This is a genomic window from Kribbella sp. NPDC059898 (assembly GCF_042730855.1).
GTDB lineage: Bacteria > Actinomycetota > Actinomycetes > Propionibacteriales > Kribbellaceae > Kribbella.
In genome coordinates, this window is sequence record NZ_JBHWKR010000004.1 from 16,001 (window position 1) to 33,965 (window position 17,965).

General features: G+C 70.1%; 24 protein-coding genes and 1 tRNA gene. 15 read left to right on the plus strand and 10 right to left on the minus strand.

The genetic code is table 11. The annotated features are described in order from the left end of the window. Nucleotides 1-14 precede the first annotated feature (14 nt). Nucleotides 15-650 (plus strand): hypothetical protein, encoded by a 636-nt coding sequence (locus tag ACFV9C_RS14010; RefSeq protein WP_380193590.1) that lies wholly within the window; start codon nt 15-17, stop codon nt 648-650. A gap of 47 nt (nt 651-697) precedes the next feature. Further along, nucleotides 698-1,639, plus strand: a complete 942-nt coding sequence (locus tag ACFV9C_RS14015) for a MazG family protein (protein ID WP_380193592.1) — start codon at nt 698-700, stop codon at nt 1,637-1,639. 1 nt (nt 1,640) lies between these two features. On the opposite strand, the gene ACFV9C_RS14020 is transcribed toward ACFV9C_RS14015, so the two are convergent. The 4 genes from ACFV9C_RS14020 to ACFV9C_RS14035 form a co-directional block, all read right to left on the minus strand. After that, nucleotides 1,641-1,982, minus strand: a complete 342-nt coding sequence (locus ACFV9C_RS14020) for a type II toxin-antitoxin system VapC family toxin (protein WP_380193593.1) — start codon at nt 1,980-1,982, stop codon at nt 1,641-1,643. A gap of 86 nt (nt 1,983-2,068) precedes the next feature. Further along, the gene (locus ACFV9C_RS14025; protein ID WP_380193595.1) at nt 2,069-2,302 is read right to left on the minus strand and encodes a hypothetical protein; all 234 of its coding nucleotides are present in this window, start codon (nt 2,300-2,302) and stop codon (nt 2,069-2,071) included. A 36-nt stretch (nt 2,303-2,338) separates the two neighbouring features. Then, nucleotides 2,339-2,629 (minus strand): transcriptional regulator, encoded by a 291-nt coding sequence (locus ACFV9C_RS14030; RefSeq protein ID WP_380193597.1) that lies wholly within the window; start codon nt 2,627-2,629, stop codon nt 2,339-2,341. Next, nucleotides 2,626-3,087 (minus strand): hypothetical protein, encoded by a 462-nt coding sequence (locus tag ACFV9C_RS14035; RefSeq protein WP_380193598.1) that lies wholly within the window; start codon nt 3,085-3,087, stop codon nt 2,626-2,628. The genes ACFV9C_RS14030 and ACFV9C_RS14035 overlap by 4 nt, the downstream gene beginning before the upstream one ends. 345 nt (nt 3,088-3,432) lie before the next feature. Here ACFV9C_RS14035 and ACFV9C_RS14040 point away from each other — a divergent pair, with 345 nt between their 5' ends. From ACFV9C_RS14040 to ACFV9C_RS14070, 7 genes are all read left to right on the plus strand, one after another. Next, nucleotides 3,433-4,266, plus strand: coding sequence for a phosphotransferase enzyme family protein (locus ACFV9C_RS14040; protein WP_380193599.1), 834 nt, complete (start codon nt 3,433-3,435; stop codon nt 4,264-4,266). Nucleotides 4,267-4,449: 183 nt separating this feature from the next. Next, nucleotides 4,450-5,730: a phosphopyruvate hydratase gene (eno, locus tag ACFV9C_RS14045; protein WP_380193600.1), complete on the plus strand. Its 1,281-nt coding sequence runs from the start codon at nt 4,450-4,452 to the stop codon at nt 5,728-5,730. Nucleotides 5,731-5,748: 18 nt separating this feature from the next. Continuing rightward, a complete protein-coding gene (locus tag ACFV9C_RS14050) occupies nt 5,749-6,309 on the plus strand; it encodes a septum formation initiator family protein (RefSeq protein WP_380193602.1) in 561 nt (186 codons plus the stop codon). Beyond that, nucleotides 6,306-6,788 carry a DUF501 domain-containing protein gene (locus tag ACFV9C_RS14055; protein ID WP_380193603.1) on the plus strand — a complete coding sequence of 161 codons (483 nt, stop codon included), beginning with the start codon at nt 6,306-6,308 and terminating at the stop codon, nt 6,786-6,788. The genes ACFV9C_RS14050 and ACFV9C_RS14055 overlap by 4 nt, the downstream gene beginning before the upstream one ends. A gap of 13 nt (nt 6,789-6,801) precedes the next feature. Next, complete coding sequence (locus ACFV9C_RS14060) at nt 6,802-7,725, plus strand: exopolyphosphatase (RefSeq protein WP_380193605.1); 924 nt, start codon at nt 6,802-6,804, stop codon at nt 7,723-7,725. A gap of 40 nt (nt 7,726-7,765) precedes the next feature. After that, nucleotides 7,766-8,068, plus strand: coding sequence for a type II toxin-antitoxin system Phd/YefM family antitoxin (locus tag ACFV9C_RS14065; protein ID WP_380193606.1), 303 nt, complete (start codon nt 7,766-7,768; stop codon nt 8,066-8,068). Continuing rightward, nucleotides 8,065-8,466 carry a type II toxin-antitoxin system VapC family toxin gene (locus tag ACFV9C_RS14070; protein ID WP_380193607.1) on the plus strand — a complete coding sequence of 134 codons (402 nt, stop codon included), beginning with the start codon at nt 8,065-8,067 and terminating at the stop codon, nt 8,464-8,466. Before ACFV9C_RS14065 ends, ACFV9C_RS14070 begins: the two co-directional genes overlap by 4 nt. Nucleotides 8,467-8,470: 4 nt before the next feature. Here the strand turns inward: ACFV9C_RS14070 and ACFV9C_RS14075 are convergent, their stop codons facing one another. Next, a complete protein-coding gene (locus ACFV9C_RS14075) occupies nt 8,471-9,043 on the minus strand; it encodes a TetR/AcrR family transcriptional regulator (RefSeq protein WP_380193609.1) in 573 nt (190 codons plus the stop codon). A 129-nt stretch (nt 9,044-9,172) separates the two neighbouring features. On the opposite strand from ACFV9C_RS14075, the gene ACFV9C_RS14080 reads away from it, so the two are divergent. Next, complete coding sequence (locus ACFV9C_RS14080; protein WP_380193610.1) at nt 9,173-10,603, plus strand: MFS transporter; 1,431 nt, start codon at nt 9,173-9,175, stop codon at nt 10,601-10,603. Here the strand turns inward: ACFV9C_RS14080 and ACFV9C_RS14085 are convergent. Continuing rightward, on the minus strand, nt 10,588-11,064 hold the full coding sequence (locus ACFV9C_RS14085; protein ID WP_380193611.1) for a flavoprotein: 477 nt from the start codon (nt 11,062-11,064) through the stop codon (nt 10,588-10,590). The two genes, ACFV9C_RS14080 and ACFV9C_RS14085, sit on opposite strands and share 16 nt — an antisense overlap. A 17-nt stretch (nt 11,065-11,081) precedes the next feature. Here ACFV9C_RS14085 and ACFV9C_RS14090 point away from each other — a divergent pair, with 17 nt between their 5' ends. The 3 genes from ACFV9C_RS14090 to ACFV9C_RS14100 are packed head-to-tail and all read left to right on the plus strand — an operon-like array spanning nt 11,082 to nt 13,439. Next, a complete protein-coding gene (locus tag ACFV9C_RS14090; RefSeq protein WP_380193613.1) occupies nt 11,082-11,927 on the plus strand; it encodes a uracil-DNA glycosylase in 846 nt (281 codons plus the stop codon). A 49-nt stretch (nt 11,928-11,976) separates the two neighbouring features. Continuing rightward, nucleotides 11,977-12,720, plus strand: coding sequence for a hypothetical protein (locus tag ACFV9C_RS14095; RefSeq protein WP_380193614.1), 744 nt, complete (start codon nt 11,977-11,979; stop codon nt 12,718-12,720). Then, nucleotides 12,717-13,439 carry a DnaJ domain-containing protein gene (locus tag ACFV9C_RS14100; protein WP_380193615.1) on the plus strand — a complete coding sequence of 241 codons (723 nt, stop codon included), beginning with the start codon at nt 12,717-12,719 and terminating at the stop codon, nt 13,437-13,439. Before ACFV9C_RS14095 ends, ACFV9C_RS14100 begins: the two co-directional genes overlap by 4 nt. Nucleotides 13,440-13,449: 10 nt before the next feature. Here the strand turns inward: ACFV9C_RS14100 and ACFV9C_RS14105 are convergent. From ACFV9C_RS14105 to ACFV9C_RS14115, 3 genes are all read right to left on the minus strand, one after another. Beyond that, nucleotides 13,450-13,532: transfer RNA gene (locus tag ACFV9C_RS14105), tRNA-Leu, on the minus strand. Nucleotides 13,533-13,550: 18 nt separating this feature from the next. Beyond that, nucleotides 13,551-14,093 (minus strand): peptide deformylase, encoded by a 543-nt coding sequence (gene def, locus ACFV9C_RS14110; protein WP_380193616.1) that lies wholly within the window; start codon nt 14,091-14,093, stop codon nt 13,551-13,553. Further along, nucleotides 14,090-14,596, minus strand: coding sequence for a glycine cleavage system protein R (locus ACFV9C_RS14115; RefSeq protein WP_380193617.1), 507 nt, complete (start codon nt 14,594-14,596; stop codon nt 14,090-14,092). Before ACFV9C_RS14115 ends, def begins: the two co-directional genes overlap by 4 nt. Before the next feature lie 104 nt (nt 14,597-14,700). On the opposite strand from ACFV9C_RS14115, the gene ACFV9C_RS14120 reads away from it, so the two are divergent. Further along, nucleotides 14,701-15,810 (plus strand): sensor histidine kinase, encoded by a 1,110-nt coding sequence (locus tag ACFV9C_RS14120; RefSeq protein ID WP_380193618.1) that lies wholly within the window; start codon nt 14,701-14,703, stop codon nt 15,808-15,810. Next, nucleotides 15,807-16,466 (plus strand): response regulator, encoded by a 660-nt coding sequence (locus ACFV9C_RS14125; RefSeq protein ID WP_380193620.1) that lies wholly within the window; start codon nt 15,807-15,809, stop codon nt 16,464-16,466. The genes ACFV9C_RS14120 and ACFV9C_RS14125 overlap by 4 nt, the downstream gene beginning before the upstream one ends. A gap of 52 nt (nt 16,467-16,518) precedes the next feature. Here the strand turns inward: ACFV9C_RS14125 and ACFV9C_RS14130 are convergent, their stop codons facing one another. After that, nucleotides 16,519-17,826 carry an NAD(P)/FAD-dependent oxidoreductase gene (locus ACFV9C_RS14130; protein ID WP_380193622.1) on the minus strand — a complete coding sequence of 436 codons (1,308 nt, stop codon included), beginning with the start codon at nt 17,824-17,826 and terminating at the stop codon, nt 16,519-16,521. Between the last annotated feature and the right edge of the window lie 139 nt (nt 17,827-17,965).

Genomic DNA, 17,965 nt, shown 5'->3' on the forward strand with positions numbered 1-17,965 from the left:
TACGAGGAGATTCGGTGAGCACACGGCTTCGGGCACTCGGTGCGGTGGCGGCGATCGTGCTGCTGACCGGCGGTTGCGCGGCGGGTACGCACCCGGGCGCGGCGGCCGTGGTCGGCAAGACCGAGATCAGCGTCAGCGACGTCGACAACACCTCGCGCGCGGTCAGCTCCGCGCTCGGGCAGAACTTCAGCACCGTCGCGGCGCTGAACATCCTGGTCAGCAACGCGCTGGTCTCCGAGATCGGGCAGCAGAAGTCGATCACGGTCACGCCCGCCGAGACCGCCGCCGCGGCGCTCAGCTCGGTCGGCGAGGACGACTCGATGTACCAGAAGTTCCAGGGCTCCGCGGACACGCGCGACTTCCTGAACGCGGTCGGTACGGCGTCGGTGATCACGGTCAAGCTGGCCGGCGGCACCATCAAGGACCTGCAGAACCAGGCCAAGCTGCAGCAGGGCGTGCTCGCGGTCCGCGAGGCCTCGAAGGGCATCGACGTCGCGGTCGCGCCGCGGTTCGGCAAGTGGAGCGACGGCACCCTCGACAACACGATCTCCGGATCCCTGTCGAAGGAGTCCGACCAGACCGCCGCCAAGCGCAAGGCCGCCGAGAACGCCGCCCAGCAGGCCCAGGGCCAGGGCCAGGGCCAGGGCTGATCCCGCTGACCTCCGGCCGCATCACCGTCCTGGTCACCACCCCCCGGGTGGCCCCAGGCCTACTCACCCGCGCCGCCTGGCAGTCCCTGGAGACCGCCGACGAGATCGCGGCCGCGGGCGGTCCGCGCCGGGCCGACGTACAGGCGGTCATCGGCTCCGGCCTCGTGGTGAGCCAGGTCGAGGGCGGAGACACCGCAGCGTGGGCATGGCTGTCCTCGGCGGCTGCCACCGGGCAGCGGGTGGTCTGGCTGACCGGCGACGACGGTGAGCCCGGTCTCCTGCGCCTGGTGGCCGACGCGCGGATGCGTGATCCGCAGGCGCCGTACGAGGTCGAGGTCGTGCACGGGTCGTACGACGTACCCGGTGCCCGGCTGATCGATCTGGTGACGGTCATGGACCGGATCCGCCGGGAATGCCCGTGGACCCAGCAGGAGACGCACGAGAGCCTCGCGAAGTACCTGCTGGAAGAGACGTACGAGACCCTCGAGGCGCTCGACACCGGCGACCGCACCCACCTCCGCGAGGAACTCGGCGACCTGCTCCTCCAGGTCGCCCTGAACTCCCGCATCGCCGAGGAGGACCCGGACGAGGGCTTCACGATCGACGACGTCGCGGCCGGCATCGTCGAGAAACTGATCCGCCGCCACCCGCACGTCTTCGCCGCGGTCGACGCCGCCGACGCAGCCACCGTCGAAGCCAACTGGGAAGCCATCAAGGCCGCCGAGAAGCAGCGCACCTCCGTCCTCGAAGGCATCCCCCTGGCCCTCCCCGCCCTCGCCCTCGCAGACAAGGTCCTCGGCCGCGCCGCCAAGCTCCTCCCCGAAGGGCTACCCGCAGCCGAACCCGCGAACGACACCGACCGCATCGGCCGACGAGCCCTGGAGCTGGTCCTCGAGGCACGCAACCTCGACGTCGACGCCGAGCAGGCACTCCGCAACGCCGTACGCCGCCTGACCGCCGAGATCCGCGCCGCCGAGAAGGCCGGTTAGGTCACACCCGGTCCGCTGCCACCACCGCGACCCGCGTCTCGTCGCCGACGAGTGCCTTGAGATCACCGGGATCGGACGTCGCGATCACCACCGGCCCCGCCTCGGCCAGTGCCGTGGCGACCAGGATCGCGTCGACGGCCTGCCCGGAGCCGAGACGCGCCGCCCCGATCAACTGGCCGGCCCGTTCGCCGACCGCACGACTCACAGGTTCGACAACGATCCCGGCCAGCACCCGATAGACCGCGGCATCCCGGCGCTCACCGCGCAGGGCCTCGGCCAGGATCGCCGCCGACGTGAGCACACGTCGGCCGTCGGCGTGCGCAGCGTACAGCCGCACGTACATGGAACGGTCCGTCGCAGCCCGGGACAGGCCCTCGTTGTCGAGGACAAGGGTCCCCTGGGCCGACGTACGTACGCGCTTTCGAGGGCTCACGACTGCGGCCACTCCGCCCGGGCACGAGCGAGCTCGTCGTCCGTCACCGGCCCGTGCGTTTCCGACAGTTCGTGCAGAAGGTCACCGAGCCGATCGTGTTCCAGTTGCCTGACCAGTGCTTGAGTTACGTACGCGGACACGTTGCCTCGGCCGGCCCGGGAGCGCAGTTCCTCGGCCAGGTCGGTCGGAATGGTCACGGACAGCTTGTCCGTGTGGGCAGGCTCGCTCATGTCCCAATCCTACTCCTGGTGGGATTGGGAAACCAGCTACTGCGGGCCGTCCAGGAGTGCTCGGAGGGCGGTGCGGTGGGCGGTGTAGGCGCGTTCGCCGGTCTTTGTCATGCGGTACGTCGTGGTGGCGCCGCGGCCGTGGCCGGACTTGGTGGTGGTGATGTAGCCGGCGGCCTCCAGGGCGGACATGTGTTTGGAGAGGTCGGAGTCCGCGAGCTCCAGGTAGTCCTTGAGGAAGCGGAACGTGACCGTGGTCGCGTTCGCCAGGACGGCCATCGCGGCCAGGCGTTTCGGGGCGTGGATGATCGGGTCGAGTCCTTCGATCACCCGAGACGCTCCCGCACCTGCGCGGCGGCGACGGCGTACCGGCGTTCGTAGTACCAGATCCCGGATGTCACCAGCACGAACGCGGTCGCCGCGGCCGCGGGTACGCCGGCCAGCCACCAGACCGCCGCGACGATCACGACGACGACCATCACACCGGCGAAGTACCCCTTCCAGATCTGCCCGATCTCGCGCGGCGGCTTGCCCCGCCCGGGGAACGGCATCGCGCCGTGGCGGCGCTGCATCCACACCAGGAACGCGATCTCCAGCCCGATCAGCACCACCAGCGCCGGGAAGAACAGCGCCGCGCTGTCCCGCCACCAGGTGAACACGCCGATCAGCGCGGCCACCCAGAGCCCGATCACCGGCGGGTACCACCCCGGCGTCTTCGGATAACTGACGTACGGCGCCGCCTCGGCCCGCTCGATGATCCGCAGCTGCTCCTCCGCATCACTTTCCATACCAGAAAGCTACCCGATCACTTTCCACTTCCGCAAGTGGAAAGTTCCGGGACCGGTGCGGGGTTACCGTGGGCAGCGGCTGCGCATTCGGCCGCAAGGGTCGTGAACGACTGGGGATGGTGGGTTTGATGAAGAGACTTGTCGCGCTCATGGGGCTGGTGGCGCTGGTTGTCGCAGGTGCTGCGCATCAGGCCTCGACTCCGACGGCTGCTGAGCCGGGATGCGTGATTATGGCGCAGTGGTGCTGACGGGCCGCTGAATCCCGCGGCGCCCCGGGGAGGGGGCTGTAGCCGCTCGCCGGGAAATGCGTGTGCGGTCGGGTCCTTCGGCTGGCAGGCTGCGCGGGTGGATGTTGCCGAGGTACTGCGGGAGCACTGGGACCTGAAGGTTTCCGGTCTGGAGGTGCTGACCGGTGGCATGAACTCGGCCACCTGGCTGGCGACCTGTGGTGCGGATCGGCTTGTGCTGAAGGCGGTCGGCGTCGACGACGGGTCGTTCGGGCCTGGGCTGGAGCTGGCCCGGCGGCTGGACGACGCGGGTGTGACGACCGGCAGGCCGCGGGCGAGCAAGCGCGGACGGCTGGTGGAGCGGGTCGACGGGCGCCAGGTCGCCGTACTGGAGTATGTCGACGGGGCTGAGCTGGTGCCTTCCGACCAGGTCGAGATCGGGGACGTGCTGGGGCGGGTGCATTCGGCGGCGCCGCTCGAACCCGGGGAGACCGCCGAGTGGCTGCGGTTCCTGCTGCCGTTCGAGGATTCGCTGGACCTCGAGCCGTGGATCCGGCCGGCTGTCGAGTCGGCGATCGCGGAGGCGGTCTCGCTGGGGCCGGTGTCGTGGGCGTGGCTGCACGGGGACCCCGCCGCGGAGGCGTTCCGCCGGCAGCCGGACGGGCAGGTCGGGTTGATCGACTGGGGGAGCGCGATGCGAGGCCCGATCCTGTACGACGTGGCGTCGGCGGCGATGTACGTCGGCCGCGAGGTCGTACCGGCCTACCTCGACCGGCGGCCCGATCTCACCGACGAGATCCACCGAGGCCTCGACACCTACCTCCGCGTCCGGTACGCCGTACAGGCGGGCTACTTCGCCTGGCGGATCACCACCAACCTCCTCACCGGCATCTCCGGCCCGGCGGACAACCGGAAGGGGCTGGACGACGCGCGCCGCTCGTTCGGCCTGTAGATCCCAAGAAGTCTGGCTGGGTGTGGATTCAGGGAATCTGGAGGTCGACCGGGCGCCCAACGGAGTGTTACTGACGCGGGAAGTACCTTCGGATGCGATCGTTGGGGGCGACGCGGTCCACTGAGCTCGGTGGTCTGGGGACTAGGCTCAGAGCGATTCGTCATCGAGAACTTGGGAGTCAATGTGGCCACCATCGAGGCCGTCGGCGCGCGCGAGATCCTCGACTCGCGCGGCAACCCCACTGTCGAGGTCGAGGTTCTGCTCGACGACGACACCATCGCCCGCGCGGCCGTCCCGTCGGGCGCGTCCACCGGCCAGTTCGAGGCCGTGGAGCTGCGTGACGGCGACAAGGAGCGGTACGGCGGCAAGGGCGTGCAGAAGGCCGTCACCGCGATCCTCGAGGACATCGACAAGGAGATCGTCGGGTACGACGTCCACGAGCAGCGGCTGATCGACCAGGCGCTCCTCGACCTGGACGGCACCCCGAACAAGGCCAAGCTCGGCGCGAACGCGATCCTCGGCGTCAGCCTCGCGGTCGCGAAGGCGGCCGCGGACAGCTCCGGCCTGCCGCTGTTCCGGTACGTCGGCGGCCCGAACGCGCACGTCCTGCCGGTGCCGATGATGAACATCCTGAACGGCGGCGCGCACGCGGACAGCAACGTCGACGTCCAGGAGTTCATGATCGCCCCGATCGGCGCCGCCACCTACGGCGAGGCGCTGATGCAGGGCGCGACCGTCTACCACGCGCTGAAGGCGGTGCTGAAGGAGCGTGGCCTGTCCACCGGCCTCGGCGACGAGGGCGGCTTCGCGCCGAACCTGGACAGCAACCGGGCCGCCCTGGACCTGATCGCGGTCGCGGTCGAGAAGGCCGGCCTGCAGCTCGGCAAGGACATCGCGCTGGCGATGGACGTGGCCGCGAGCGAGTTCTACACCGAGGGCGTGTACGCGTTCGAGGGCGGCAAGAAGTCCGCCGACGAGATGATCGCGTACTACGCGGACCTGGTGTCGTCGTACCCGATCGTCTCGATCGAGGACCCGCTGAACGAGGAGGACTGGGACGGCTGGAAGGCCATCACCGGCGAGCTCGGCGGCAAGATCCAGATCGTCGGCGACGACCTGTTCGTCACCAACGTCGAGCGGCTGCAGCGCGGTATCACCGAGAAGTCCGCGAACAGCCTGCTGGTCAAGGTGAACCAGATCGGCTCGCTGACCGAGACCCTGGACGCCGTCGACCTCGCGCACCGCAACGGCTTCACCTGCATGATGAGCCACCGTTCGGGCGAGACCGAGGACACCACGATCGCCGACCTCGCGGTGGCGACGAACTGCGGCCAGATCAAGTCCGGCGCCCCGGCCCGGTCCGACCGCACCGCGAAGTACAACCAGCTGCTCCGGATCGAGGAGGAGCTCGACGACGCGGCGACGTACGCCGGTCGCTCGGCCTTCCCGCGGTTCCAGGGCTGATCTCAGGAGGTTTGCCGTATGCCGTCCCGTCGGGAAAGTGGTGCACGACCCGGCTCGCGTCCGTCGAGCCGGACCCAGTCGCGTCCACCGGCCCGGCGGGGCGACCAGCCGAAACGCCGTACGGCGGGCACCTCGGCGGAGCCGTCGCGGACCCGCGGGTCGCGCAACCTGACCGGCCGGGCGGCCGTCGTCCTGCTGGTGCTGGGCGCGCTGATCGTGTCGTACGCGCAGAGCCTGCGGGTGTGGTTCGACCAGCACCAGCAGATCAGCGCGCTGAACCAGGAGATCCGCGACCGGGAGAAGCGCGTCGGCGAGCTGAACGACGAGATCGCCCGGTGGAAGGACGACGCGTACGTGAAGGCGCAGGCCCGGCAGCGACTCGGCTGGGTGATGCCGGGCGAGGTCGGGTACCGCGTGATCGGCGCCGACGGGAAGCCGGTCGGCGCTCCGCCGGAGCCGTCGACGCCCGCGGACGGTACGGCGGACACGCAGAAGCCGACCTGGTACACGAAGCTCTGGGGGAGTGTGGAGGGCGCCGGCAACCCACCGGCACCGGCGTCACCTAAGGTGACCAAGTGAGTGTCAGCCCTGCCGACGAAGAAGCAGTCAGTAAGCAACTGGGCCGGACCGCGCGCGGCATCCGCTCGATCGCGCACCGCTGCGGTTGCGGCCTCCCCGATGTGGTCGAGACCGAGCCGCGACTGCCGGACGGTACGCCGTTCCCCACGACGTACTACGTGACCTGCCCGCGGCTGGCGTCCGCGATCGGGACCCTCGAGGCGTCGGGTCTGATGAAGGAGATGACCGACCGGCTGGCCGACGACGAGGACCTGGCGGCCCGGTACCGCGCGGCCCATGAGTCGTACCTCGCGCACCGCGAGTCGATCGAACACGTCGAGGAGATCGCCGGCATCACCGCGGGCGGCATGCCGGCCCGGGTGAAGTGCCTGCACGTCCTGGCCGGCCACTCCCTGGCGGCCGGCCCAGGCGTCAACCCGCTGGGCGACGAGACCCTGGAAGCCCTGGAGGACTGGGGCCGCCGAGGCCCTTGTGTCTGACACCGAGGCTGGCATGTCTGACGCCGGCGGTGCGGTGCGGGTCGCCGCGATCGACTGCGGCACCAACTCGATCCGGCTGCTGATCGCCGACCTCGTCGACGGCGGGCTGGTGGAGGTCGACCGCCGGATGACGATCGTCCGCCTCGGGCAAGGTGTGGACGCCACCGGCGCCTTCGCACCCGAAGCCCTGGCCCGGGTCTTCGCAGCCACGGAAGACTTCGCCTCCCTCATCCGTTCCAGGGCCATCAGCAGGATCCGCTTCGTCGCGACCTCCGCCGCCCGCGACGTCAGCAACCGCGACGAGTTCTTCACGGGCATCGAGCAGCGCCTCGGCGTACGCCCGGAAATCATCTCCGGCACCGAAGAGGCCGAACTCAGCTTCCGCGGCGCCACCACCGGAATCGACCTGCCCGAGCCGTACCTGGTGACCGACATCGGCGGCGGCTCCACCGAGCTGGTGCTGGGCGACCGGACCGGCGTCCGAGCGGCCCAGTCCCTCGACATCGGCTCCGTCCGTCTGACCGAGCGGCACGTCACCACCGACCCGACCGCCCCGGCAGAACGCGCCGCGATCGCGAAGGACATCGACGCGCTCCTGGACGCCACCACGGTCCCGCTCCACGAGGCCCGCGCCCTGATCGCCGTCGCCGGCACCGCGACCACCGTCGCCGCGGTAGCCCTCGATCTCCCGGAGTACGACCGCACCGCCGTGCACCACGCGACCCTCACCACGGCTCAGCTCCGCGAAACGACCACCTGGCTGACCACCTCAACCCACGCCGCCCGAACCGCGGTCCCCTCGATCCACCCCGGCCGCGTAGACGTCATCGGCGCCGGCGCCCTCATCCTCCAACACCTCGTCGACCGCCTCCAGGTCACCACCTTGACCGTCTCCGAACACGACATACTCGACGGAGTCGCCCTCTCCCTCGGATAACTCGACCAGATGTGTCACAAAATTGTGCTACCTTTTGGGTATGGCGATGGTGAACGAGAACGAGCATGCCGTGGGGCTGCGTGAGTTGCGTCACCGGACGAGTGAGGTGCTGGCGCGCGTCCGGCACGGTGAAGCGATCGACGTGACCGAGTACGGCCGGCTGATCGCGCGAATCGTCCCGGTGGTGGAGTGGGACGAGACTCCAGTGCTGGATCGGCTCGCCGCGGAGGGCAAGGTCCGGCCTGCCGTGCGGCCCGGCTACCGGCCGCGGATGCGGGCAGGTGACGGCACCGACAAGTTGGGCGACTCCCTCGCCGCACTGCGCGACGAGGAGCGTTGGTGACGCTCTATTACGTCGACACCTCTGCCGCTTTGAAGTTGTTGGTCGAGGAGACGCACTCCAAGGCGTTCGCGGCGTTCTACGACGAGGCTGCGGGTGCTGCTTGGGTCAGCTCGGCGTTGCTGCGGATCGAGGTGATGCGGGCGGTCACGCGGGTCGTCCCGGCCGTGCTGCCGGATGCCCGCGACCTGCTGCTCGCGTTCGACGTCATCAGCATCGACGACGACATCGTGGATGCCGCGATGAACGAGCCGGATCGCATGCTGCGCTCGCTGGACGCGATCCATCTGGCGACAGCCCGGGTGCTGGGTACGGACCTGACGGCGGTGGTCACCTACGACGACCGTCTTGCGGAGGCGGCGAAGGACGCCGGATTCGAGGTTGTCAGCCCGCGCGACTGATCCGTCACCTGGCGCGGACGCCGTCCAGGGCTATGTTGAGGACGCGGTCGCGTTGGGACTGGTCGACGAAGCCGGCGGCGGTGAGGCCGCTGACCATGCGGAGGAGGTCGTCGAAGGAGACGTCCTTGCGGGCCTCGCCGGACTCCTGGGCGCGTTCGAACAGCGGGGTTCCGGCGGCGTACATCGCGGCGCGGGCGGTCTTGAAGCTCTCGGACTCGCGGTTCAGCGACTCCCAGATCGCCCGCTTGGTGGCGGCGTACTCGACGAAGCGGTGCAGCCAGGTGGTGAGGGCCTCCCACGGCGGTAGGCCGGCCGCGTCCTCGGCGGCGATGCAGAGCTCCTCGATCTCGCCGAGGTACACCGCGTTCAGCAGGTCCTGACGGCTCGGGAAGTTCCGGTAGAGGGTGCCGATGCCGACGCCTGCCTGCCGGGCGATGTCCTCCAGCGACGCCCCGACGCCCTTGCTCGCGAACGCGTCCCGGGCAGCGGTGAGCAGCGCGTCGAAGTTCCGCCGCGCGTCCGCCCGCTGCGGCCGCCGTACGTCGACCTGTAGCGCAGGCCGGATCTGCTCGCTCATCGGATCACCTTAACCACTTGGTACCGGAGGCACCCCTCCGCTATAGTGGAGGCATACCTCGACTTTATCAGGCCGAGAAACACCGCGCCGGGTCTCGGCGCGTGCGTCCCCTTTCCGAAGGACTTCCGCATGCCTGTCATCAGGTCTGGCAATCCACGACTGACCCTGGCGGTACTCGCCACGGTGGTCGCTTCGTTCTCCATGTTGCAGTCGCTGGTCAGCCCGGCGCTGCCCGTCATCCAGCACAGCCTGCACACCACCCCGGGCACGGTCACCTGGGTCTTCACCGCACTCCTGCTCTCGGTCTCCGTCGCCACCCCGCTGCTCGGCCGGATCGGCGACATGGCGGGCAAGGAGCGCACGATGTTCATCGCACTGGCCGCGCTCGCGGTCGGCTGCCTGGTCGCCGCCCTCGCGCCGAACATCGGCGTACTGATCGCCGCCCGAATCTTCCAGGGGGTCGGCGGGGCCGTGTTCCCGCTGGCGTTCGGGATCATCCGCGACGAGTTCCCGGCCGAGCGGGTCCCGTCCGTGGTCGGCGTGGTCTCGGCCGTCATCGCCGCGGGCGGCGGGCTAGGCATCGTGCTGGCCGGCCCGATCGTCGAGTGGCTCGGCTGGCGCTGGCTGTTCTGGATCCCGATGGCGGTCGTCACGGTCGCCACCGCCTTGGTACGCCGGTACGTCCCGGAGTCGCCGAACCGGGTCCCCGGACGGATCGACTGGCTCGCCGCCGCCTTCCTGTCCGGGTGGTTGATCGCGTTGCTGCTGCCGTTGAGCACCGGTCGTACGTGGGGCTGGGGCTCGTTCCGCACCATCGGGCTCTTCGCGCTGGCCGTCGTACTGTTCGCCGGCTGGATCGCGGTCGAGCTGCGGTCGCGGAACCCGTTGATCGACATGCGGATGATGCGCCGGCCGGCGGTGTGGACGACGAACTTCGTCGCGTTGCTGTTCGGGGCCGCGATGTTCGCGGTGTACGCGTTCGTGCCGCAGTTCCTGCAGATCCCGAAGGCGGCCGGGTTCGGGTTCGGGGCCAGCGTGACGCAGGCCGGGCTGCTGATGTTGCCGATGCTGGTGACGATGGCGCTCGCCGGGTCGTTCAGCGGTCCGCTCGCGGCGCGGTTCAGCGCCAAGGCACAGGTGGTGTCCGGGTCGTCGGTGATCCTGGTCGGGGCGCTGATGTTCGCGGAGTTCCACCACGCACGCTGGCAGATCGCGTTCTCGACGGCACTGTTCGGGCTCGGGCTCGGCCTCGCGTACGCCGCGATGACCAGCCTGATCGTGCAGAACGTCCCGCGCGAACAGACCGGTGTGGCGACCGGGATGAACACCAACATCCGCACGATCGGCGGTTCGATCGGCACGGCCCTGGCCAGCTCGATCATCACCGGTCACACCCAGCCGTCCGGCCTCCCCGCCGAGTCCGGCTTCACCCACACCTTCGTACTACTCTCCGCCTTCGCCGCGGCAGCCGTCGTACTGGCGCTGGCCATCCCCACCCGCCAGGTCACCCCGGCAGCGCGGCCAGAATCCGCCCCCACGGCAGTTCACGCCCGTCGGTAGCCCGCGGCTCCAGCAACTCCCACTCCACCAGCACCCGCCCCCGCTGCCCGCAGCGTCGCGAGATGCCCGGCCCAGGCCGGGTGTCGCGCGTGCGCGGCGTTCACCCGCGGGAACACGACCATCGGCGTACTCCCGAGCGCCTCGCACAGCACGCTGAGCGCCTGGTTGTCCCCGATCCCCAGCGCCAGCTTCGCCACCGTGTTCGCCGTGGCCGGTGCCGCGACGAACACGTCGACCGGTGGGTGCGGGCGGGCCTCGCCGGGCCGGCGGGGGTGAGAGCGGACCGGGAGCTCGGTGAGGCGCTCGAGCTCCCATCGCTCGGCCGGGGCGAGCCAATCGGCGGCGGTCGGCGTGAGGGTGATCGCGACCTGGTGGCCGCGCTTCAGCAGCGGTACGACGAGTCCGCCACGCAACTGTTCGACACCGCCCGCGCCGGAGGCAACCACTCCTACAGTGCTCATGTCTCTAGTGTGGAGGGATGAAACTGCGGCATCCGTTGACGGGGGAGTTGTTCGAGAGCCCGGTGCCGGCGGGGACGGGGTGGCCGGAGGATCCGGCTGCGGTGGGGACACTCGTGGCGCGGGATGCCGGGGAGGTGGTGGAACTGGCGAGGACGGGGGATCTGCGGGAGCTGGAGGCGCGGGTGTCGGTCTGCGCGGCCTGTCCGCGGCTGGTGGAATGGCGGGAGGAAGTTGCTGTCAGCAAGCGGAAGTCGTTTGCGGACCAGCCGTACTGGGGCCGCCCGATCCCGGGTTGGGGCGCGCCGGATCCGAGGATCCTGATCGTCGGCCTCGCTCCGGCCGCGAACGGCGGGAACCGGACCGGCCGCGTCTTCACCGGCGACCGCTCCGGCGACTGGCTGTTCGCCGGCCTGTACCGCGTCGGCCTCGCGAGCCAACCCACCAGCGAACACGCGGGCGACGGCCTGCACCTGTTCGGCACCCGGATGATCGCCGCCGTCCGCTGCGCCCCGCCCGCCAACAAGCCGACCCCGGCCGAACGCGACACCTGCGCCCCCTGGTACCGCCGCGAGCTCGAACTCGTCCTCCCCAGCACGCGAGCGATCGTCTGCCTCGGCAAGTTCGCGTACGACGCCCTGCTCACGGCCCTGGTCGCGCTCGGAGCCGACGTACCGCGCCCTCGCCCCAAGTTCGGGCACGCCGTGGAGTACCGGGTCCCCACGCCGTACGGCGACGTCACCGTGCTCGGCTGCTTCCACCCGAGTCAGCAGAACACGTTCACCGGCAAACTCACCGAGGAGATGCTCGACGCGGTCATGATCCGCGCCAAGGAGTTGTCCACAGGCGAGGCGAACGGGAGTTGACCATGCCCCCCGCCGTATTGGAGGCTCTTCACCATGCAAACGGGCGCTCATGAGTCGTGACAACCTGCCCGAGCAGTCTCGGGGCTTTCCGGCCGCGCAACGACCCGCGGGCGGGGGCGTCGAGCGCTCGACGGGCGGACCGGCGGCGGCCGGCGCACACGAGGCCAAGCAACTGGGCTGGAAGGTGCGACCGGACCGGTTCCACTACTGGGCCGAGCTGTCCAACAGCGTGAAGGCGCACGTCGAGCGCCAGGTCGGACCGGCGGTCGAGTGGTGGGCGGACTGGGACGATCGCGACCGCGACCGCCCGTACGCCGTGGTCCTCGGGCCGAAGGGGCTGGCAGTCACCACGCCGAAGGTGAACCAGCACGGGCAGCGGACGCAGAGCGTGCACATCGACGCGTTCGTGCCGTCCAGCCTGAAGCATGCCGTCGTGCAGCAGCACGCGACGCCACCGCGCTCCGGTCTGCGTTCGCTCATGTCGCGTGGCGGTCCCCAGCTGCCGCCGCCGGCCGCGCCGCAGCTCGCGCTCACCGAGAAGATGCGCGGCGTCCTCGGCAACCTGCCGCTGGAGGCGCAGCAGCGCCTGCAGACGCCGTTCCTCGGTTCGCAGGAGATCAAGCACTACAAGATGTACTACTTCGGCGGCGACGAAGACCTCGACCTGTGGATGTACCTGGCGGGCGACTGGACGGTCACGTTCGTCAGCGGCCACCGGACGCTGCCGGCCGGCGCCGACCCGCAGCAGGCGGCCTGGCGGTTGGTCTGCTACCAGGCGGACGTCGCTCGATGAGCGGAGTCCGGGACTTCCGGGACCTCGACGGAGCCGATCCCTGGAAGTTGCTCGGCGTACGCCGGGACGCGGACGCCGACGAGATCCGCCGCAGCTACCGGCGGCTGTCCCGCAGCACCCACACCGACGTCGGCGGCGACTCGACCGAGCAGGCGAAGCTGAACCGCGCGTACGAGGTGCTGTCCGACCCGGTCCGCCGCTCCGACTACCTGGACCTGCTGAACGGCCCGCCCACGCCTCCGCAGCAGCCCGAGCCGCAGCCCGACGAGCCGCCCGAGGACCAGTTCGAATGGTCCTCCGGCCCGTACACCCAGCAGGCGCAGACACCCCCGCGCCAACCGGGCCCGCAGTACCAGGACCCGTACACCGCACCGCAGTACCAGGACCCCCACACGGCACCGACATACCAGGATCCCTACACTGCGCCGCAGCACCGGGACCCCCACACTGCACCGCAGTACCGGGACCCGCACACGGCGCCGACGTACCGTGGCCCCTACTCGGACCCGTCGCGGAGCGGTCAGAAGCCAGGCGTGAACCGGTTCGCGATCGCCGCGCTCCCCACCGTGCTGTTGTGCATGCCGATCTCGATCGGCCTCGCCATCCGGGCGCTGCGCACCATCCGCCGAACCGGCGAACGCGGCAAGCTGCTCGCCTGGCTCGCGCTGCTCCTCGACGCGCTCGTCATCGCGTACTACCTGGGCGTGTTCAGGAAGTAGCCGACCACAGTGCCCGGGACGGGATTCGAACCCGTACGCCTGTGAGGGCCAGGAGGTTTAAGCTCCCTGCGTCTGCCGTTCCGCCACCCGGGCTCCGGGGACGAGAGTACGTTACTGGTACGTCTTCCGCGGGTACACCGCGTGCGCCCCCGCGACGCGGTCGAGGAACAGCTTGCCGGCGCAGTGGTCGATCTCGTGCTGCAGGGCGCGGGCCTCGAACGCGTCGGTGGTGATCCTGACCTGTTCCGTCGTACCGGGAAGAATCCCGGCGACCGTCAGCCGGGTCGCGCGCTTCACGTCGCCGGTGAAGTCCGGCACCGACATGCAGCCCTCGCGGGCCTTCTCGTTGCGGGAGGCCTCGACGACGACCGCGTTGCAGAGTACGAAGACGCCGTGGCACGTGCGCGTCTTCGGGTGACCGGTGACGTCCAGCGAGAACATCTGCGCCGCGACGCCGACCTGCGGCGCGGCGAGGCCGACGCAGCCGGGGGAGACGCGCATCGTTGCGACCAGGTCCGCGGCGAGCTGGATCATCTCCGGGTCGAGCGGGTCCACCGGCGCGCTCTCGGTCGCCAGCACCGGGTGCGGGGCCCGGACGACCTCGAGGATCGCGCCCTCGACATCCAGCCAGGCGGGGGACCAGTCGGTGATCACAGGTCGTCGCTCTCGGCCGGCCGCAGCGTGACGCCGACCCCGAGCTCCTCGGCGGTGATCTCGAGCGCCCGGTTCAGCATCTCCAGGTCGGCCGCCGGCGGCAGCTCGACCTCGGCGGTCAGCACGTACAGCCCGCCGCTCAGCCGGGTCGACATGTCCGTCACGGTGCCGCCCGCGGAGGCGATCATCCGGGTCACCGCGGCCACGATCCCCGGCCGGTCCGCGCCGTGCACGCTGAGCATGTACGGCGCCCCGAGCGGCGCGTGCCGGTGCTCCGGGCCCATCGTGCGGACCGTGATCACCAGCTCGCCGCGCAACGGCTCCAGCGCCGACTTCACCTCGTCGAACGGCCCGGCGCAGACGATCATCATCGCGAAATGACCGCGCAGCAGCGTCATGGTCGAGTCCTCGAGGTTGACCCCGGTACCGACCAGGGCCTCGGTGACGTCCGCGATGATCCCCGGGCGGTCCGGGCCGATGACGGTGACAGCGAGCTGACTCATGCCCGGAAACCTACCGGTCGACCTAAGTACCCCGGCACGCGACTTCGGTATCCGGACAGCCGCCGAAGCCGTGGAGAACGCTTACACGCCGCTACATTCGTCCTATGGGGCCGAAGCGCAGCACTCGCGACTGGATCGTGGACAGTGTGGCGTTCGTGGCCGCGATCCTGATCGCGCTGTTCACCTACAGTGACGGCGAGTCCGACGCGGTGCCGCGGCTGCTGCTCGCGTTCGACTTCTGGACCGGGATGGTGCTGTGCCTGACGCTCTGGTTCCGCCGCCGATGGCCGGTGCAGCTGGCGTTGATCGCGTGCGTGCTGTCGACGTACTCCGACTCCGCGGCCGGGCCGACGCTGGTGCTGATCATGACCGTCGCCGTCCACAAGCCGTGGCGTACGTCGGTATGGGTCTTCGCGGCGAACTTCGTCGCCACCGTCATCTACGCCCGGGTCCGGCACATCCAGGACTGGAAGACGCTGCTCGTCATCGCCGCGATCCTGTACGTCGCGGTCGCGGGCTGGGGGCAGTACATCCGCTCCCGCCGGCAGCTCCTGCAGACGTTGCGGGACCGCGCCGATCGCGCCGAGACGGTGGCGAAACTCCAGGCGGAGCAGGCGCAGCTCCGGGCGCGGGAGGAGATCGCCCGCGAGATGCACGACGTACTCGGGCATCGGTTGTCGCTGCTGAGCGTGCATGCGGGTGCGCTGGCGTACCGGCCGGACGCGTCCACCGAGGAGGTGGCAGGTGCCGCGGAGATCATCCGCGCCAGCGCTCACCAGGCGCTGCAGGACCTCCGCGAGGTGATCGGCGTCCTGCGAGCGCCCGTCGGGGAGCTGCCGCAGCCCGCGTTCGCGGACCTGCCCGAGTTGGTGGAGGGGTCGCGCGCGGCGGGGATCCCGGTCGAGCTGACGCTGGACGCGGACGGCCCGATGCCCGAGCACGTCGGGCGTACGGCGTACCGGATTGTCCAGGAGGGACTGACGAACGCGGTGAAACACGCTCCCGGCGAACCCGTGACGATCAGCGTGGTCGGTGCCCCGGGCAACGGATTGTCGGTCGAACTGCGCAACCCTGCCCCACACCGCCGCCGCGGCGACGGCCAAGGCCTGAAGGGCCTCACCGAACGCGCCGCCCTCGTCGACGGCCGCCTCGAACACGGCCGCACCCCCACCGGCGACTTCCGCCTCTACGCCTGGCTACCGTGGCCCGCATGACCATTCGGGTACTGATCGTCGACGACGATCCCTTGCTGAGGGCCGGGCTGAAGTTGATGCTGGGTGGCGCCGAGGAGATTCGGGTGGTCGGGGAGGCGGGCGACGGGTCCGGGGTGCAGGGGCTGATCGACCGGCTGGCGCCGGACGTGATCCTGATGGACATCCGGATGCCCGGCACCGACGGACTCACCGCGACCGAGGCGGTCCGCCGCCGTCCCGGCGCGCCCGAGGTCGTCATCCTGACCACCTTCGACGCCGACGAGCACGTACTGCGCGCACTCCGCGCCGGCGCCGCCGGGTTCATCCTCAAGGACACCCCGCCCGCCGAGATCGTCGAGTCCGTACGCCGGATCGCGGCCGGCCAGCCCGTCCTGTCGCCGGCCGTCACCAAACGGCTGATCACCCGCGTCGCGGACTCCGGCCAGGACAGCCGCAAGGCCAAGGCCGCCGCCCGGCTCGCCCAGCTCAACGACCGGGAACGCGAGATCGCCGTCGCGGTCGGCGAGGGCAAGTCGAACGCCGAGATCAGCGCGACGCTCTACCTCAGCGTCCCGACCGTGAAGACCCACGTCTCCCGGATCCTTACCAAGCTCGACCTGAACAACCGCGTCCAGATCGCCCTGCTGGCGCACGACGCCGGCCTCCTGCACGAATGAAGGAGGCCGGGCCTCCGGCGAGTTGGAGGCCCGGCCCGATCTGGGTGGTGCGCTACGACTGCGTCGCCCGGCGGAACTCCTCGTTCGGGGTCTGCAGGCTGCCCAGGCTGGTCACCTCGCGCCGGAAGAACAGCGCCAGCGTCCAGTCCAGGATCACCCGGGCCTTCCGGTTCAGGGTAGGCACACGGGACACGTGGTACGTCCGGTGCACGAACCAGGCCAGCCAGCCCTTCACCTTCACGCCGTACAGCTGGGCGACGCCCTTGTGCAGGCCGAGGCTCGCGACCGAGCCGACGTACTTGTGCTTGTAGTCCTGCGGCGGCTGCCCGTCGACGACCCGGAGGATGTTCGCCGCGAGGCGGTTCGCCTGCCGGACGGCGTGCTGCGCGTTCGGGGCGCAGTACGCACCGGTCTCGCTGGTCAGGTCCGGCACGGCGGCGTTGTCGCCGGCCGTCCAGGCGTCCTCGAGGCCCTCGATCCGCAGGTTCGCCAGGGTCTTGATCCGGCCCTTCTCGTCCAGCGGGAAGTCCGTCGCGGCGAGCGCCGGGTTGGCCTTCACCCCGGCCGTCCAGACGATCGTGTCGGCGTCGAACTCGTCGCCGTCGCTGAGGATCACGCGGCCCTTCTCGCAGGACTCCAGCCGGGTCTCCAGCCGAATGTCCATGTTCCGCCTGCGGAGCTGGTCCACGGTGTACTTGCCGAGGTCCTCGCCGACCTCCGGGAGGATCCGGTTGGTGGCCTCGACCAGGACCCAGTGCATGTCCTCGGGCTTGATGTTGTCGTAGTACCGGGTGGCGTAGCGAGCCATGTCCTCGAGCTCGGCGAACGCCTCCACCCCGGCGTACCCGCCGCCGACGAAGACGAACGTGAGCGCGGACTTGCGCAGCGCCGGGTCGGGCTGGCTGGACGCCACGTCGAGCCGGTCCAGGACCTTGTTGCGCAGGGCAATGGCCTCTTCGACGTTCTTGAACCCGGTCGCTTCCTCGGCCAGGCCGGGGATCGGCAGCGTCCGGGCGATCGAGCCGAGCGCGACGACGATCTGGTCGTAGGCGAGCTCGTACTCCGGGCCCTCCTCGGGCATCACCCGGGCGACCTTGTGCGCGTGGTCGATGCCGGTCACCCGGCCGGTCACCACCCGGCAGCCCTTGAGGGTCTTGCGCAGCGGCACCACGACGTGCCGCGGCTCCACCGATCCGGCCGCCGCTTCCGGCAGGAACGGCTGGTACGTCATCACCGACCGCGGGTCGACCACCGTCACGCGGATCCGCCCCTGACGGGCGGCGCGGCGCAGGCCGTACGCGGTGTACATCCCGACGTAACCGCCTCCGACCACGAGGATGTGCGGCACCTGGGCTGTCATCCGGTTCACTCTCCCTGAGTGGGTCTCCGACTTCATGTTCACTTCAACGCTAAACGCTCGTGAAAGATTTCACAAACCCTCCCGCGAGTGATCTCACCCACCGAACATCCCCCACCCGAGGGACCTCTCATCCCCTCAT

Coding starts and splice junctions, on each gene's coding strand:
- ACFV9C_RS14075 (WP_380193609.1), bottom strand. CDS start 9,043: ATGAGCGAGCAGATCCGGCCTGCGCTACAGGTCGACGTACGGCGGCCG.
- ACFV9C_RS14080 (WP_380193610.1), top strand. CDS start 9,173: ATGCCTGTCATCAGGTCTGGCAATCCACGACTGACCCTGGCGGTACTC.
- ACFV9C_RS14060 (WP_380193605.1), top strand. CDS start 6,802: ATGTCTGACGCCGGCGGTGCGGTGCGGGTCGCCGCGATCGACTGCGGC.
- ACFV9C_RS14130 (WP_380193622.1), bottom strand. CDS start 17,826: ATGACAGCCCAGGTGCCGCACATCCTCGTGGTCGGAGGCGGTTACGTC.
- ACFV9C_RS14020 (WP_380193593.1), bottom strand. CDS start 1,982: ATGTACGTGCGGCTGTACGCTGCGCACGCCGACGGCCGACGTGTGCTC.
- ACFV9C_RS14090 (WP_380193613.1), top strand. CDS start 11,082: ATGAAACTGCGGCATCCGTTGACGGGGGAGTTGTTCGAGAGCCCGGTG.
- ACFV9C_RS14100 (WP_380193615.1), top strand. CDS start 12,717: ATGAGCGGAGTCCGGGACTTCCGGGACCTCGACGGAGCCGATCCCTGG.
- ACFV9C_RS14085 (WP_380193611.1), bottom strand. CDS start 11,064: ATGAGCACTGTAGGAGTGGTTGCCTCCGGCGCGGGCGGTGTCGAACAG.
- ACFV9C_RS14025 (WP_380193595.1), bottom strand. CDS start 2,302: ATGAGCGAGCCTGCCCACACGGACAAGCTGTCCGTGACCATTCCGACC.
- ACFV9C_RS14115 (WP_380193617.1), bottom strand. CDS start 14,596: ATGAGTCAGCTCGCTGTCACCGTCATCGGCCCGGACCGCCCGGGGATC.
- ACFV9C_RS14120 (WP_380193618.1), top strand. CDS start 14,701: ATGGGGCCGAAGCGCAGCACTCGCGACTGGATCGTGGACAGTGTGGCG.
- ACFV9C_RS14125 (WP_380193620.1), top strand. CDS start 15,807: ATGACCATTCGGGTACTGATCGTCGACGACGATCCCTTGCTGAGGGCC.
- ACFV9C_RS14035 (WP_380193598.1), bottom strand. CDS start 3,087: ATGGAAAGTGATGCGGAGGAGCAGCTGCGGATCATCGAGCGGGCCGAG.
- ACFV9C_RS14095 (WP_380193614.1), top strand. CDS start 11,977: ATGAGTCGTGACAACCTGCCCGAGCAGTCTCGGGGCTTTCCGGCCGCG.
- ACFV9C_RS14050 (WP_380193602.1), top strand. CDS start 5,749: ATGCCGTCCCGTCGGGAAAGTGGTGCACGACCCGGCTCGCGTCCGTCG.
- ACFV9C_RS14065 (WP_380193606.1), top strand. CDS start 7,766: ATGGCGATGGTGAACGAGAACGAGCATGCCGTGGGGCTGCGTGAGTTG.